This is a genomic window from Shewanella mangrovisoli (genome assembly GCF_019457635.1).
Lineage (GTDB): Bacteria > Pseudomonadota > Gammaproteobacteria > Enterobacterales > Shewanellaceae > Shewanella > Shewanella mangrovisoli.
The window spans coordinates 4,547,674-4,562,413 of record NZ_CP080412.1 but is presented as its reverse complement, the minus strand read 5'-3'; the positions used below and the strand labels follow the sequence as shown (position 1 = coordinate 4,562,413).

14 protein-coding genes are annotated in these 14,740 nt (G+C 48.9%); 8 read left to right on the top strand and 6 right to left on the bottom strand.

The features are described from left to right. Nucleotides 1–146 precede the first annotated feature (146 nt). The 4 genes from ftsY (at nt 147) to rpoH (ending at nt 4,677) form a co-directional block, all read left to right on the top strand. A complete protein-coding gene (gene ftsY, locus K0H60_RS19840; RefSeq protein ID WP_220056806.1) occupies nt 147–1,922 on the top strand; it encodes a signal recognition particle-docking protein FtsY in 1,776 nt (591 codons plus the stop codon). A gap of 3 nt (nt 1,923–1,925) precedes the next feature. Then, complete coding sequence (gene ftsE / locus K0H60_RS19835) at nt 1,926–2,627, top strand: cell division ATP-binding protein FtsE (RefSeq protein ID WP_011718689.1); 702 nt, start codon at nt 1,926–1,928, stop codon at nt 2,625–2,627. Continuing rightward, entirely contained in the window at nt 2,624–3,589 is a 966-nt protein-coding gene (gene ftsX / locus K0H60_RS19830; RefSeq protein ID WP_088212483.1) for a permease-like cell division protein FtsX, read from the top strand. Before ftsE ends, ftsX begins: the two co-directional genes overlap by 4 nt. A 230-nt stretch (nt 3,590–3,819) precedes the next feature. Next, nucleotides 3,820–4,677, top strand: coding sequence for an RNA polymerase sigma factor RpoH (gene rpoH / locus K0H60_RS19825; RefSeq protein ID WP_011624492.1), 858 nt, complete (start codon nt 3,820–3,822; stop codon nt 4,675–4,677). Nucleotides 4,678–4,736: 59 nt separating this feature from the next. Here rpoH and menE read toward each other — a convergent pair whose 3' ends face one another. The 5 genes from menE to K0H60_RS19800 form a co-directional block, all read right to left on the bottom strand. After that, complete coding sequence (gene menE / locus K0H60_RS19820; RefSeq protein ID WP_220056805.1) at nt 4,737–6,200, bottom strand: o-succinylbenzoate--CoA ligase; 1,464 nt, start codon at nt 6,198–6,200, stop codon at nt 4,737–4,739. 6 nt (nt 6,201–6,206) lie between these two features. Further along, nucleotides 6,207–7,256 (bottom strand): o-succinylbenzoate synthase, encoded by a 1,050-nt coding sequence (gene menC / locus K0H60_RS19815; protein ID WP_220056804.1) that lies wholly within the window; start codon nt 7,254–7,256, stop codon nt 6,207–6,209. A gap of 22 nt (nt 7,257–7,278) precedes the next feature. After that, complete coding sequence (menH, locus tag K0H60_RS19810) at nt 7,279–8,082, bottom strand: 2-succinyl-6-hydroxy-2,4-cyclohexadiene-1-carboxylate synthase (RefSeq protein ID WP_220056803.1); 804 nt, start codon at nt 8,080–8,082, stop codon at nt 7,279–7,281. Next, nucleotides 8,082–9,803 (bottom strand): 2-succinyl-5-enolpyruvyl-6-hydroxy-3-cyclohexene-1-carboxylic-acid synthase, encoded by a 1,722-nt coding sequence (gene menD, locus K0H60_RS19805; RefSeq protein ID WP_220056802.1) that lies wholly within the window; start codon nt 9,801–9,803, stop codon nt 8,082–8,084. The genes menH and menD overlap by 1 nt, the downstream gene beginning before the upstream one ends. A gap of 175 nt (nt 9,804–9,978) precedes the next feature. After that, a complete protein-coding gene (locus K0H60_RS19800; protein WP_088212478.1) occupies nt 9,979–10,947 on the bottom strand; it encodes a LysR family transcriptional regulator in 969 nt (322 codons plus the stop codon). A 413-nt stretch (nt 10,948–11,360) separates the two neighbouring features. Here K0H60_RS19800 and K0H60_RS19795 point away from each other — a divergent pair, with 413 nt between their 5' ends. The 4 genes from K0H60_RS19795 to nrfD all read left to right on the top strand — a co-directional run bounded on the left by K0H60_RS19795 (nt 11,361) and on the right by nrfD (nt 14,005). Next, on the top strand, nt 11,361–11,834 hold the full coding sequence (locus K0H60_RS19795; RefSeq protein ID WP_088212527.1) for a DUF2726 domain-containing protein: 474 nt from the start codon (nt 11,361–11,363) through the stop codon (nt 11,832–11,834). A gap of 77 nt (nt 11,835–11,911) precedes the next feature. After that, a complete protein-coding gene (locus K0H60_RS19790; protein ID WP_088212477.1) occupies nt 11,912–12,376 on the top strand; it encodes a nitrite reductase in 465 nt (154 codons plus the stop codon). 4 nt (nt 12,377–12,380) lie between these two features. Then, nucleotides 12,381–13,067: a 4Fe-4S dicluster domain-containing protein gene (locus tag K0H60_RS19785; protein WP_220056801.1), complete on the top strand. Its 687-nt coding sequence runs from the start codon at nt 12,381–12,383 to the stop codon at nt 13,065–13,067. Further along, a complete protein-coding gene (nrfD, locus tag K0H60_RS19780; protein ID WP_220056800.1) occupies nt 13,064–14,005 on the top strand; it encodes a cytochrome c nitrite reductase subunit NrfD in 942 nt (313 codons plus the stop codon). Before K0H60_RS19785 ends, nrfD begins: the two co-directional genes overlap by 4 nt. A 271-nt stretch (nt 14,006–14,276) precedes the next feature. Here the strand turns inward: nrfD and K0H60_RS19775 are convergent, their stop codons facing one another. After that, nucleotides 14,277–14,708, bottom strand: a complete 432-nt coding sequence (locus tag K0H60_RS19775) for an Lrp/AsnC family transcriptional regulator (protein WP_011624482.1) — start codon at nt 14,706–14,708, stop codon at nt 14,277–14,279. Nucleotides 14,709–14,740: the final 32 nt, after the last annotated feature.

Here is a 14,740-nt window from a genome sequence, read left to right as displayed (position 1 = left end):
TTTATATCAAACTCCTAGTAAAAGGTGAGAAGGCTGATAGAGCAGAACTAATTGCCGACTTTTTGGGCGTAATTGCCGCGGTAATCTGGTATAACGGCAGGGTCTTATTTTAAATTCAACACTGAAGTAGAGCGCTGGAATTACACATGGCAAAGAAAGGTTTTTTCTCCTGGTTTCGTAAAGATAAATCACAAGATGAGGTTGTCGAGCAAACCCCAGTCTCTACTCCATCGCAAACCGAGCAAGCCGAAGCATTAGCAAAGCAGCAAGCTGAAGAAGCCCGTCTCGCGGCTGAAAAAGCCGCAGCCGAGCAGGCGCTAGCCGACAAATTAGCGGCCGAGCAAGCACTGGCAGAACAGTTAGCCGCTGAAAAAGCACAAACAGAGAAAGCCGAAGCGGAAAGAATTGCTGCGGAACAAGCCGCAAAAGCCCAAGCTGAAGCACTGCGTGTTGCAGAAGAGCAAGCTGCACGTTTAGCCGAACAGCAGGCAGCCGAAGCCGCGCGTTTAGCGGCGGAGCAAGCGCAGGCAGAACAGTTAGCCGCAGAAAAAGCCGAAGCAGAAAGAATTGCCGCAGAACAAGCCGCAAAAGCTCAAGCTGAAGCCCAGCGTGTTGCCGAAGAGCAAGCTGCACGTTTAGCCGAACAACAGGCTGCCGAAGCCGCGCGTTTAGCGGCGGAGCAAGCACAGGCAGAACAGTTAGCTGCAGAAAAAGCCGAAGCGGAAAGAGTTGCTGCGGAACAAGCCGCAAAAGCCCAAGCAGAAGCGGAAGCGCAGCGTGTTGCTGAAGAACAAGCCGCACGTTTAGCGGCGGAGCAAGCTCAGGCAGAACAGTTAGCCGCTGAAAAAGCCGAAGCGGAAAGAGTTGCCGCGCAGCAGGCCGCAGCAGCCCAAGCAGAAGCCCAAGCTGAAGCAGAACGAATTGCCGCTGCACAGAACCAAGCTGAACAACCCCTTGAGCAACAACCCGAACCTCAGGCAAAACCCGCCAAAGAAAGCTTCTTCGCGCGGTTAAAACGCGGCTTGATGCGCACCAGCGAAAATATTGGTAGCGGTTTCATTGGTTTATTCCGTGGTAAAAAAATCGATGATGATCTGTTTGAAGAGCTGGAAGAGCAGCTATTAATCGCCGACGTGGGTGTAGAAACTACTTCACGCCTTATCCAGAGCCTGACCGAACATGCGTCCCGCAAGCAATTAAAGGATGCCGAAGCACTCTACGATTTACTGCGTGATGAAATGCAGAAGACGCTCGACCCTGTCGCTATCCCTTTAGTGCCTGAAAATGCTAACGGCCCCTATGTGATTTTAATGGTTGGTGTTAACGGCGTGGGTAAAACCACCACTATCGGTAAACTGGCGAAGCAATATCAGCGTCAGGGTAAGTCTGTGATGTTAGCGGCGGGCGATACCTTCCGTGCTGCAGCGGTTGAGCAATTACAGGTTTGGGGTCAACGCAATAATATTCCCGTGGTGGCTCAGCATACGGGCGCCGACAGTGCCTCGGTACTCTTCGATGCGTTGCAAGCGGCCAAGGCCCGTAAGATTGATATCTTGATTGCCGATACTGCCGGTCGTCTGCAAAACAAGTCGCATCTGATGGAAGAGCTTAAGAAAGTGGTGCGGGTGATGAAGAAGCTTGACCCAGAGGCGCCGCACGAAGTCATGCTGACCTTAGATGCGAGCACGGGCCAAAATGCTATTAGCCAAGCGCAGCTATTCCAAGAGGCTGTGGGCGTTACCGGCATGACCATCAGCAAGCTCGACGGTACTGCTAAAGGCGGCGTGGTGTTTGCGATTGCCGACAAGTTTAAAATCCCGCTACGCTATATTGGCGTGGGTGAGCAAATTGATGATTTGCGTACCTTTAATTCTAAAGAATTTATTGATGCCTTGTTCACTCAAGAAAAAGCGGATAGCTAATTTATGATTGATTTTCAGCAGGTCAGTAAGATTTATCCTGGTGGCCAAATGGCACTGGAAGAGGTGAATTTTCATCTACAAAAAGGTGAAATGGCATTCTTAACCGGCCATTCGGGCGCGGGTAAGAGTACCCTGTTGAAATTAATCACAGTGATCGAGCGCGCAACCACTGGCCGGGTAGCGATTAATGGTCACGATATTGCCAAAATTAGCCCTAAACACGTGCCCTATTTGCGTCGTAATATTGGGATGATTTTTCAAAACCATCATCTATTGATGGACAGAAGCGTATTCGACAACGTTGCCTTGCCATTAGTGATTGAAGGTTTCTCCCACGGTGAGATCCGCAAACGTGTCGCTGGCGCGCTGGATATGGTGGGTTTATATGGCAAAGAGCGGCATAACCCCATTATGTTATCCGGTGGTGAGCAGCAACGTGTCGGTATCGCCCGCGCCATTGTGAATAAGCCGCCACTATTGTTGGCCGACGAGCCAACGGGCAACTTAGACCCTAAGTTGTCGATGGATATTTTGCGCTTATTCGAAACCTTTAACGATGCAGGCACGAGCGTGCTTATCGCTACCCACGATTTAGGACTGATCGCGCGGATGAAGTATCGCACTTTTACCCTGAAACAGGGTCGCATGCTCGGCGCACAGGAATTACACCATGGACACGCGACCGCTCGAGGTGATGGGCTATGAGTGACAATGCCAAACTAACGCGCAGCAAGTTGCCCATCTCGGGGCGTATCGTGATGTTTTTTATTCGTCATGTGCAGCAAGCCATGGCGAGTATGGGTGAGTTGTGGCGCAGCCCAGTCTCTTCGCTGATGACCATGGCGGTTCTTGGGGTGAGTTTAAGCTTACCTGCGGCGCTGCAAGTATTAGTGAAAAATGCCGAGACCATTACTAGCTCTTGGAACAGCGCGGCGGAGATTTCACTGTTTATCGATGAGAATCGCAGCGAGCAGACGATTCAAAGTTTACTGACCCGCATCCGAGCCTATGCCGAAGTGGAAAAGGTGCAGTACATCGACCGCAATCAAGCGCTCGAAGAGTTTCAGCGCCTGTCGGGGTTTGGTGAGGCGTTAGCCTATCTCGATAAAAACCCGCTGCCAGCGGTGATTACTGTGACGCCGACCCAGCGTTACTCCACTCCTGTGGGTGCCCGTGAGTTGCTGTCTAAGCTGGAGCGCGAGCCTGAAATCAGTTTTGGTCGCTTAGATATCGAATGGCTAGAGCGCCTGCAAGCCGTGGTGCGCTTACTCGAACGTACCGTGATGGCGATTGCAGCCTTACTGGTGCTCGCCGTGGTGTTGGTGATAGGTAACACCATTCGCTTGGCGATTATGAACCGTCGCACCGAAATTGAAGTGATGAAGCTGGTCGGCGCGACAGAGTCCTTTATTCAGCGCCCCTTCCTTTATACCGGCATTTGGTATGGAGTGATTGGTGGCGTATTGGCTTGGCTTATCATTAACATATTGGTTTGGTATCTAGATTCTGCCCTAGCCGAACTGCTCGGTTTGTACGGCAGTCAGTTAGAGATGAAGTCTTTGACCTTTACCGAACTGCTACAATTAGTGGGCTTAGCCTCCTTCTTAGGTTGGCTGGGCTCTTACCTTTCGGTAAGACAACATTTAAGAGCGATTGAACCCTCTTAATGATCAATCGTTTATCGTTTAAAAATGCGGCTAGATAAGGCAGGCGATGAACTTTTGTTCACTTGCAATGTCTATTCAACGGGGTTAAAAGTAACACCCCAGACGAGCGAAGGTTGACATACTCTGTCAATTAGCCGATAGTTCGTCAGCTCATCCTTAAGGTGTTTTGAGTTAAACCACAGGATGAAATCGACTTATATTTGATAAGTAGTAAGAGAGTAGGAGCGCGAATGACCTTTCAAACGCAATCAATGGCACTAACAGTCCCTCAGGGCAGCAGTAGTTTAGAAGCTTATATCCATTCAGTGACTAGCATGACAATGTTAGACGCTGAGACTGAGTATGAGTTAGCCAAGCGTTTGCAGGAAACGGGTGATCTGCAAGCGGCGAAGCAACTGATTATGTCGCACTTACGTTTTGTGGTGCACGTTGCTAAGGGCTACTCAGGTTACGGTCTGCCACAGGCGGATTTGATCCAAGAAGGCAACATCGGTCTGATGAAAGCGGTTAAGCGCTTCGATCCCGATGTGGGTGTCCGTCTAGTGTCTTTTGCTGTGCACTGGATTAAAGCCGAAATTCATGAATATGTGCTGAAAAACTGGCGCATTGTAAAAGTCGCAACCACTAAAGCACAACGTAAGTTGTTCTTTAATATCCGTAAAGCGAAAACTCGCCTCGGTTGGTTTAGCGATGATGAGGTCGCAATGGTGGCAGAAAACTTAGGTGTATCTAAGGCCGATGTGACTGAGATGGAATCACGTATGGCGGCGCAGGATCCTGCGTTTGACCTCAGCAGTGATAACGATGATGAGCAGGATTTTGCTCCTGTACATTATCTTGAAGATCATTCATCGGATTTAGCCGAAAACATCGAAAACGATAACTGGGAATCCAATGCCCAAGGTCGTTTATTATCGGCCATCAAAACCTTAGACGAGCGTAGTCAGCACATTCTGCGTGCCCGTTGGTTAGATGATGATAAAACCACACTGCAGGAATTAGCAGAAACCTATCAAGTCTCGGCTGAGCGCATTCGCCAGTTAGAGAAAAACGCCATGAACAAGCTTAAGGCTTGTATGGAAGCCTAATTCGGCTCGGCGTGAGAACATAGAAAAACCTGCTACGGCAGGTTTTTTTATGTTTGAAATTAACAGGATTCGGATTGAATCGTGGCAATAAGTTGCTTGCGATTCACTTTTAAACCCGTTTGTTCGGCATGCTCTGGCCAAGGGTAATAGCGGCGCGGCCTTTTAAAGCGAGCGATTTTATCGGCGAGAAAGACTTCAAGCTCAGCCTCTATCGAACTTATCTCTTGGCTTGTGCTGCCGAGAATAATGTCGCCACGAATAATGGCGGCGGGGAGTTGGTCAAAGGTCACGTCAGGCTGAGGAAAGACGATCGCCTCATCTATAAGCGGATGCAGTTTTAGCGCCGCTTCAATTTCCTCTGGCTGAATGTTTTCGCCACCACTGATAAACATATTATCGACGCGGCCCAAGATCTTAAGATTGCCGTTAGCATCCCATTCGCCCCTGTCTTTGGTATAAAACCAACCCTCGGCATCGAGTGGTTTTTCAATGCCTTTATCCGTGAGATAGCCCATAAATAAGCAATCTCCCCGTACCCAAATCACCCCATCGACAATTTTGAGCTCACGTCCTGGGAGTAATTTGCCACTGGTGCCATCGCTTAGCGCGGGGCCTGTGGTGATTTGCGAGCCCATCTCCGTCATGCCGTAGCTGGTAAAGCTGGCAATATGCCGCTGTTCGAGCTGTTTAAGTAAATCAATAGAAACTGCACCGCCGCCGAGTAGCAGGGCTTTAATACTCTTGAGTGAAGCCTGTTTGTCGGCGAGTAGATTGAGTAACTGTGTCGGCACGAGGGAAGCATGGGTTAAGCCGTCGCGCTCGATTTGCGCCTGCAGCGGGAGAGTCGGATCCGGCAGTACCACTGTCGCCGCCACTAAGGCGCAGCGGTTGAGAATGGCGAGGCCGCCAATATGAAACAGAGGTAACGACAATAACCAAGCATCACCTGTGACCAGCGGGATAAGACTGCGGGCGCCCTCGGCATTGGCAATATGATTCCCAAGATGGTGCACGGCCGCCTTAGGAAAACCACTGGAGCCAGAGGTTAAAATCACATTGCTTGGGCGATAAATATCAAAAGCTATCGCTGCTTGCTCATTGTTTGGACTCACATCGAGGCTAAAATCCAGCGTGAGTTGATGACTGCCTGACAAGGCCAACTCAGTTTCGCTCCAATAAAAAGGAATTTGGTGGCTATCGATAAGCCCTTGAACTTGCGCCAGCGGAAAACGTGGCGAGATAGGAAAAAAGATTGCGCCAATATCCACACAGGCCCAATACAGGCAAATCATCTCTAAATTATTGCGGCTGATGCATACCAATGGTTGCCCTTGGCCAACACCAATGCGCATGAGCTGTTCACCCAAGGCCAACACCATTTGGCTTAAGCGGGCGTAGCTGACGTCCTGCCCGTTGCACTTAACCGCCGTTTGTGTGGGCGAGGTGAGCGCGGCGTTATGTAATGGCGAAATACCTTGCTGTGGAATGGATTGGGATGATGTCAATGTTTTAGATTCGGACATTGGCGACTAATCCTGCTGCGTACTGGCGACAAGCTTAAGTTGATGAGGCTTCAAGCATTGTGGCTTGCCGCTTGGTACGATTAAGTCTTGGCTAAAGGCGCTCAAAGTAGCGAGCCCTGGGATTTCATCGGGCGTCAGTATGGCGGCTAAATGGGCCAAGTCATTGATGCCTAAGCTGGACTCAAGGCTTGAGCTTAAGATGCAGCGCACGCCATGGCTGTGAGCCTCATCGATAAGGCGCTGAAGTTTTTCAATACTGCCCAGTAGCATGGGTTTGATGATGAGTGCCGTGAGTCCCTCATGCATCACAAATTGATAATCCGGATCATTGAGGGATTCATCTAAGGCGTAGGACAGAGGAATAGCGCGATACAGGGTTTGATTATCCTGCGGATGCTGACAAGGTTCCTCAATATATTCAATGCTCTCTAGCGGTAAACAGGCAGCAAAATCGAGGGCTTGTTCTAAGCTAAAGCCACGGTTGGCATCTAAGCGCAGCTTGAGATCGGGTCTCTGACCTAAGATGCCATAAATCAGGCCCAACTCATCTTCCATTGAGGTTTGTGCGACTTTCACTTTGACTGAGCGCACGCCGCTATCGAGACTCGCAATGTTAGCGATCAATTCGGTTTTGGGCGCATCCGCCGGCTGATAGATGAGCGGCACTGTGCTGGTAACTGGGCGCACCGATTCGAGTTTTCCGCTAAGTTTGGCGTGCAATAGACTCAAGCCAAAGGCAATGGACGGATAGGGGCTCGCTTCGGCCTGCTCGAGTAAGTAATCGATAGGCTGATTTTGCAGTTCGGGCAATAGCGCCACTAAGGCCTGCTGTACTTCATCTAGGCTCTCGCGGCTAAAGCCGGACAATGGCTGTTGGTCGATATCAAACCCTGAGAGCGGCGCTATTTCAACCCGTTGCTCGCTTTCTTCGCCCTCTGCTTGTGCCTTTGCCTGCAACACTAAGCCCGTTCTGTGGTCGATGCGTTGTTTCCCCACGGGCAAAAAGCGGTCTAAGGGCAGGCGATATAAGTACAAGCTGAGCGACGTTAAGATCATATTTTCCCTAAATTTATCTGTTTCAAGTCATCGACTTTTTAAGCTTTAGTGCACTTAAGCAGGCGACTAATGCCGCTGGATTGGCTTGATGTATGTTATGCCCAGCCTGTTCAATCTGATGCAAGATGATGGGTTGTTGTGCTTGCCAATCCTTTGCTATCGCGGTGAATTTCGCATCTTGGCTGCCCGCAAAAAAATGGCTCTCACAGCTAAGGCTTGCAGGTACATCCCAGAGAGAGGCTTGGCGAGCCAGCGATGTGGCTAAAAAAATCTGTTTTACCGTTTGCTTGGGGTGTTGGTCGAGCAGCGCCGCACGCTTGGCTATCAAGGCATGCCGCGCCTTGTCCGACATATCGACAAACACTGCCTGTTGATACCAAAGCTGTAAAAAATCCCGGCTGCTTAAGCTGTGCAAGCGCTTAGCCCACAGGTTGTCGTTTTTACTGCGTGCGGTTTGCTCTGCGGTATCGGTTAGCCCGGGATGACAGGATTCTAGCCATAAGCTCAAAATGCGCTGCGGATACGCCTTGGCAAGGTGCAGGGCGATGCGGCCGCCGAGGGAATAACCGTAGAGAAAAAAAGATCCAATACCCAGGCGGTCGAGGCGGCCGATAATGTCTTGGACACAATAGTCGAAACCAATGGCGAGCGTCGATGGTGGCTCTTGCTGATTGTCACCGTGTCCGGGTAAATCGAGGCAGATACAATGGAAATGCTGGCTCAGTTCGGGGATAAGCGGCAACCAATCGGCCTTAGTCCCTAAAAAGCCGTGAAGCAGGACTAAGTTTGGCTGCGAGACTTCCCCGTAACGGGCCACGGTTGGCATTAGCTTTGTTTCACCCATAAATTCAGCGCGGCAATCTGCTCGCTGGCTTGATGTTGGCTCACACTGACTTCGATCACCGAAGCGCCCTGATAATCGAGCGCTTCGTGATAACAGCTTTGGAAGTCGGCTAAGTTATCCACTTGATTATAGGGCAGATTGAACATGGCTGCGGCATAACCAAACTCTAGACCATGGCTTAGGCGGTAGTAATCACTGCGCAGATCCTCATTGGGAACGGGCAAGAGATTGAAGATATTGCCGCCGTCGTTGTTGAGAATAATGATCACCAGCGGACTTGTTAAGCTACGGGCAATGGCAAAAGAGTTGAGATCATGCAGCTGGGATAAGTCCCCAATAATCAAGCTTGTGGGTTTACCTTGATGCGCGGCGATGCCGCAGGCGGTGGCCAGTAAGCCGTCGATCCCCGATGCGCCGCGGTTGGTATAGGTGGTGGCCGTGCAGCAACTCACTGGGGCGTACATATCGTATAAGCGCACGGGCAGACTATTGCCGATAAACAATTGCTGTTCTAACGGCCGCGTATTGGCAATGGCGCGGATAACCTGCGCCTCACCAAACTCACCTTGATCGATATTACGCACAAATAAACTATGCAATTCATCGTTGTAGGTGACTAAGGTGTTGGCCCAATTAGCCGAAGAGGAACGATACCAATTAAGTTGAGCAAATTGTGCTGCGTTGGCGTGCCAAATGTGTTTGGCATTATGGCTTGGATCGAGTCTGTCCTGCTGTGGCAGCACTTGCCAGTAACTGTGCCAGTTTTGCTCGGCAAGGTAAGCAATCAAACGCTTAGACAATAAGCGTCCACCAAACACCAGCACTCGGTCAGCCTCTTGCAACAGATTGCGCGCCTTGGGGTGTTGCAGTAGTTGGTCAATATTGCCGATCGCCGCCGGATGTTGTCGCAGTTGCGACTGGGCATCGGTCAGCAAGGGCCAACCAATCTTTTGCGAGAGTGCGATAAGCTGCTGTGGATCTTGCTCCGGCGTGAGCGTACCCGCGATGATGACACCCTTACCGTGGACGAAACGCATAATGGCGTCATCGCTAGGGCTGCTGAGTTGTTCACTCTTACCGTATTGAGTGTAGGGTCTGGCGTGTTGCAACCAAGTTTGCAGTGGCTTGAGATAAGGCGATTCGCTATCGAGAATGCTGCCATTCATCTCACTCGGATAGAGGGGTTCACGGTACATGCAGTTGATGTGCACAGGGCGTGTTTGGTTTGCTACCGCCTCATCGAGCGTTGTGAGCAACATCTGCGGCGCAATGTGGGCATCCGGCGTGGGCAGGTTTACCTGCTGGGCATAATTGGCAAAAATCGCCGGTTGCACTATGGCTTGGTTGGCGCCACAGCCGAGTAATTCTGGCGGTCTGTCGCCGCTTAAGACAATCAAGGGCACATGGGTCAACCAAGCCTCGACTATCGCAGGATAAAGGTTGGCGACGGCCGTGCCTGAGGTGGTGATAATTGCCACCGGGGCGCAGCTGGCTTTGGCTAATCCGAGGGCCATAAAACCTAAGCCGCGCTCATCGAAATGCAAGTGACGTTTAAGCTTAGTTTGCTGAGCCGCAGCTAAGGTTAGCGGTGTTGAGCGAGAGCCCGGTGCCATGCAGACATGCTGCACACCAAGACGTGCTAATTCTTCCAGAATAAGTGCGCCCCACATCAGGTTCAGTGTGGCTGTGTTTTCGGTTCGCATAGCAAGATCTATCAGGATAAAGATGGGCTTAGTGTAACGTGTTTGGCGGCTAAGATGTATGTCTGGCTTAACAAAACTTGGGGTTGTGCGCAGGAGGGTGAGGTGGAGCCTAAGCTAAGGCGCAGGTTGCCTATCACCTCGTATAACAAGATGGAAAATAAACAGTTATTATTGGTTAGATAATATTATCGACGATTTTCTTTATCTGCCCGCTTAGCCAGAGCAAGTCTTCATTCACCTTATTCGGTTGGTTTTTTTGCACGAGGAAAATCGTCGGCGCCTCGGTATGGGCGTACAAACGTTCGGCCTCAAGTTGCGATAACTGGCAGGTGTGTAACTCGGGAATATCGCTCACCATTTCATAAACTACCCGATAGGGCAGTAAGGAAATCGTCTGACTCTCGCCGAGATATTCAAACAGACTCGAAATACTGGTAATGGTAATTTCAGTATTGAGTTTTATGCCATGTTTAATACAGAACTCTTGGTACGGACTGAGCCGAGTGCTGGGATTACCGAGGTCCGTGTTCACATAAGGATATTCGGCAATGCTCTCAAGCGTGATTTCGCGCTTAAAAATCGGATGATTACGACTGGCGATGAGATAAACCTTGTCCATGTGTTGCAGCGTCGTGGTTTGCAACTTATCACCAAAAGCCGCCACATCGGCGGTGCTCTTATTGCAGCAAATGCCTAAGGACACATCGCCATTGATGATGTCCTGCGTCGTATGCAGCGACCAGGGGGTGATATTAATCTGCATGGGCTTTTGTTCATCCTTAATGGCCTGCATCAAGGCTTTAGGAAACGCATAGGCAATAAGGCCCGGCGCTGCGATTTCAACGTGGGTTTTGACTTGGCTTGCATTTGCCGCGCGCACCTTTTGAAATTTATCCGAGCATTCTATGGTTTGTTTCGCAATCGGATATAAATGAGTGACAAACTCATTGGGAAATAAGCCGTATTTTTTTCGAATGAAAAGCTCATCACCAAATGTCTCCCGCAGGTTTTTAAGGCTACGACTTATTTTTGGGGCAGGAATGTCCAGCGCCTTTGATACATAGGTTGCGGATTTGTTCTCATATAATGAAACAAGTATTTTTAAACTCAAAATATCGAGGTTGTCCATGTTATTAATATGCATTTTTAATATTCCTTAATATTGAGTTAACGCTATGAATAACACCTGATTATGATGTTATTTATTAGATTTAATGTGAAACCCGTCCCAAGTTTTGCACCTTTGATTTATCTATGTGTAACAGAAAGTTTAGATTTATATTTTTTATTTTTCAAAAAATATTTTTAATTTAATTTGAAATTTTACTTTCTGATATTTGGTTATTTGAATTTCAATTTTTCAATTAACTATTATCAATATATGCATTTAAGATTTATGTTAAACAGTAATGTGTTCCGTATCTTAACTTGTTGTTTATGTTTAATTTGTCATTTTTAAATGTGACGAAGATCAAAAAAATAATTCGGATTAACAATAATACTGAAGCTGCTTTAAAAGGAGATAACAAAAATATAATTGTGTTATTGGAGGCGTATATGAACACTTCAGTCATTCTCAGCTATGCGTTTATGTACTTTGTACTATTCGTCGCAGTGCCATTCGTGTTTGTAATGTTTGTCATGACCTGCATTAAGTTTTTTAGAGCAGATCCTGATGAAGCACATCATGAAATGAAACTGAAACCAGTGTTATTTGATGAAGAGAGTTTTAACTTTTTTAAATCACTCAAAACTGTCGTAGAAGGTAAATACGATGTCTGCTGCAATGTGCCATTAGACACAGTATTTGATATGGACCAGCATGATGCTGATTTAAATCATGAATGCCGTCTAGACTATGTGTTGATTGACCATGACTCATCTGAAGTCAAAATGGTGATCAGTGATGCTGGTAAGCAAATCAACTCACCCATGAAAAAGCTGTTCGGTAAATTCAATATTGGTTTTATTGAAATGAACCAACATAAGCAGTGGGATCCCCAAAGCCTTAAGCAAGCTTTAGCCGTCTGACCACGACTGTCGGGTTCGGAGCCTTCCGAACCCTGCTTCCTCTTTGCCTTCCCAATCTATCGATATGAGGACTCGCTATGTCTACACGACAATGGCTGTGGTCATTACGCTTGGGTGCCGTGGCTTTGCTACTCAGCTTTTCTGCAACGAGTGCCGAACCCGCTCAGCAAATCAACAGTGATGCTTGCATGAAGTGTCATAAGCGTAATGGTCAAATGTTAGGGCATCACGGCCAGGATGCCATGAAAATGACCTGTTCAAGTTGTCATGGTGAAAAGGGTGATCACCCTAAGAAACCGAATGATTTAGTGGTATTTGGATTAGAAGATGCGTCCGATACCGCCGCCCAGTTGAAAGTATGCCGAAAATGCCATACTCCCGCCAAGCTCAGTGCCCAAGAGTGGACGCATAATGTGCATGCACAAAAAGTGGCTTGTGCCGCTTGCCATAAATTACATAGCCCCACCGATCCTATGGCGGAGATGACGCCTAAGGTTCGCAGTGAGCTGTGCCGTAATTGCCATACAGGCCAGCAGGAGTAAGGTTATGGAAAATTCAAAAAGAAGATTTCTCAAAGGGACATGCGCCCTGTTAGCCGGTGCTTCGGGAGCGACCTTACTCGCGACTGTCAGTGCTTCGAACGAGGCGAAGGCCGAACCCAGTGTGAAGTATGCGCTGATCCACGATGAGACTAAGTGCATAGGTTGCAAGGCCTGTGAGGTCGCTTGCCGTGAAACCAACCAGGTGCCAGAGGGAGTTTCTCGGCTGAAGATAGAGCAAACTGGGCCCTACGGAGAATATCCTAACCAGTTTTATCACTTCAGTCGTAAGTCTTGCCAGCACTGTGAGGATGCGCCCTGTGTCAATGTTTGCCCGACTGGTGCCGCTTTTATCGATAAAGAGACGGGAATCGTGTCGGTGGATGCCTGGAAGTGTGTCGGCTGCCAGTATTGTATTGCGGCCTGCCCTTACAAAATTCGCTTTATCAATCCCGTTACCCACGCCGCGGATAAATGTGATTTTTGCCGTGAGACCAACCTTGCCCAAGGTAAACAGCCCGCCTGCGTCGCGGCTTGTCCGACTAAGGCATTGGTGTTTGGCAACTTAAAGGATCCCACTTCACTGGTGGTGCAAGTGCTGAAGGCGAACCCGACCCAAAGGGCTAAGGTCGACCTAGGAACGCGGCCAAAACTGTTCCGTATCGTGGCCAAATCAGGGGAGGTGGCAATATGAGCGCCCTACATTTTGATACGCTAGTGTGGCATTGGCCGATTGCGATTTACCTGTTTTTAGCAGGCGCATCGGCTGGCGCCATGTTCTTTGCGGTGTTACTCAAACATTTTGTGTTAAAGCATAACGCCTACCAGTCTGGCTTTGTGCAGGCGGCCTGTATTGTGGCGCCTGTGGCTGTGATGGCGGGTTTGGGCATCTTAGTCTTGGATTTAACTAAGCCCTTCGATTTTTGGAAGATCTTAGTCTTCTATAATCCTAAGTCAGTGATGTCGATGGGGGTGCTTATTCTACTGATTTACCAAGTCTTTATGTTTATGTGGATTGGCTTGTTATTCCGTAAACCTATCGATGCTTGGTGTGAGAATCGCTTCCCCATAGTGCTTAAGTTCACCGCTTGGTTGAGCCGTTTCGAGGCGACGATTACTGGTTTGTTGGTGATCTTCTCCCTTGCGCTTGGGGCCTATACCGGCTTTTTGCTGTCGGCCTTACCCGGCTATCCGATGTTGAAAAACCCCGTGTTGCCACTGCTGTTTTTGGCTTCGGGACTGTCATCGGGCGCCGCATCTTCTCTGCTGGGTGGCGTGTTGCTTAATGCGAATCCTAATGCCAAGGAAGTGCACTTTATCCACAAGGTTGAGATCCCACTGATTTTGGTGGAGATAGTGCTGATTTTCACCTTCTTTATGGGGCTGGTCTTGTCTGGAGGTCAGAGTAAGTTTGCCGCCTTCAATGCGATAGGTTACGGCTTCTGGGGATGGATCTTCTGGATTGGCATTGTCGGGCTGGGATTGTCTGGCCCATTGGCGATGAACCTGTTTATGACGGCCACTTCAAAACGTAAGTGGGTTTATGTTGCAGGCACAGCATGCTTAAGTCTCATTGGTGTGCTACTGCTGCGTAACTTTATTCTCTACACGGGGCAAATGACGGTCGTTTAATTGGGCACGGTTCGCCCAAGGTTATAGATAATAAGGAATTACGGTGAATGGCGAAGCGGTGTTTAAGGAATGCACCGTGAGCCAACCCCTTTAATGGACGCTGGCTGAGTGATTAAAGGAGTGTTGTCTTGTCGCGATTTGCTGTCACAGGGAGGTTATTGGGAAGGGAAGCCATATTTTTACATTTAGGTATTGTTTGCCCTGCCTCCACAAGGGCCTCGCCACCTTTATTCCTTAGGGGTGGCGTTTCTTGTTTGGGGGCAAAGCATGTTTATTCACCCGCGTTATTTATCCACTCGCTCATCACCACATGGGTTTTAATTTTAATGATGTCCGTGTGGGTATCGATATATTCACGAATTTCATGCAAGCGGCGCATCGACGGGGCGTGCACATACACCAGTAAATCCATATCGCCAGAGATACCGCGACAAGTGATCACCTCGGGGATAGCATGGAACACATGCACCACATCGGCGCAGCGCGGGCATTTATGCTGGATTTCGAAATAAGCCGATACTCCTTCCTTTTGCGATTCGCTCAGTAAAACCTGATAGCCGCGGATCACCCCAGTTTGCTCGAGTTTTTTGATCCGCTCGGCAACGGCGCTACGGGAAAGGTTCACCTGCTCGGCAATACTGGAGACACTCTGGCGAGCATCTTGGCGCAGGCTGTGGATTATGGCGGTATCAAACTTATCCAACTTGAGCTCCGATAAAAACGGGTTGTAAAAAA

Excerpts from the sequence above, each read along its gene's own strand:
- ftsY (WP_220056806.1), top strand. The coding sequence starts at position 147 with ATGGCAAAGAAAGGTTTTTTCTCCTGGTTTCGTAAAGATAAATCACAA.
- ftsE (WP_011718689.1), top strand. The coding sequence starts at position 1,926 with ATGATTGATTTTCAGCAGGTCAGTAAGATTTATCCTGGTGGCCAAATG.
- ftsX (WP_088212483.1), top strand. The coding sequence starts at position 2,624 with ATGAGTGACAATGCCAAACTAACGCGCAGCAAGTTGCCCATCTCGGGG.
- rpoH (WP_011624492.1), top strand. The coding sequence starts at position 3,820 with ATGACCTTTCAAACGCAATCAATGGCACTAACAGTCCCTCAGGGCAGC.
- menE (WP_220056805.1), bottom strand. The coding sequence starts at position 6,200 with ATGTCCGAATCTAAAACATTGACATCATCCCAATCCATTCCACAGCAA.
- menC (WP_220056804.1), bottom strand. The coding sequence starts at position 7,256 with ATGATCTTAACGTCGCTCAGCTTGTACTTATATCGCCTGCCCTTAGAC.
- menH (WP_220056803.1), bottom strand. The coding sequence starts at position 8,082 with ATGCCAACCGTGGCCCGTTACGGGGAAGTCTCGCAGCCAAACTTAGTC.
- menD (WP_220056802.1), bottom strand. The coding sequence starts at position 9,803 with ATGCGAACCGAAAACACAGCCACACTGAACCTGATGTGGGGCGCACTT.
- K0H60_RS19800 (WP_088212478.1), bottom strand. The coding sequence starts at position 10,947 with ATGCATATTAATAACATGGACAACCTCGATATTTTGAGTTTAAAAATA.
- K0H60_RS19795 (WP_088212527.1), top strand. The coding sequence starts at position 11,361 with ATGAACACTTCAGTCATTCTCAGCTATGCGTTTATGTACTTTGTACTA.
- K0H60_RS19790 (WP_088212477.1), top strand. The coding sequence starts at position 11,912 with ATGTCTACACGACAATGGCTGTGGTCATTACGCTTGGGTGCCGTGGCT.
- K0H60_RS19785 (WP_220056801.1), top strand. The coding sequence starts at position 12,381 with ATGGAAAATTCAAAAAGAAGATTTCTCAAAGGGACATGCGCCCTGTTA.
- nrfD (WP_220056800.1), top strand. The coding sequence starts at position 13,064 with ATGAGCGCCCTACATTTTGATACGCTAGTGTGGCATTGGCCGATTGCG.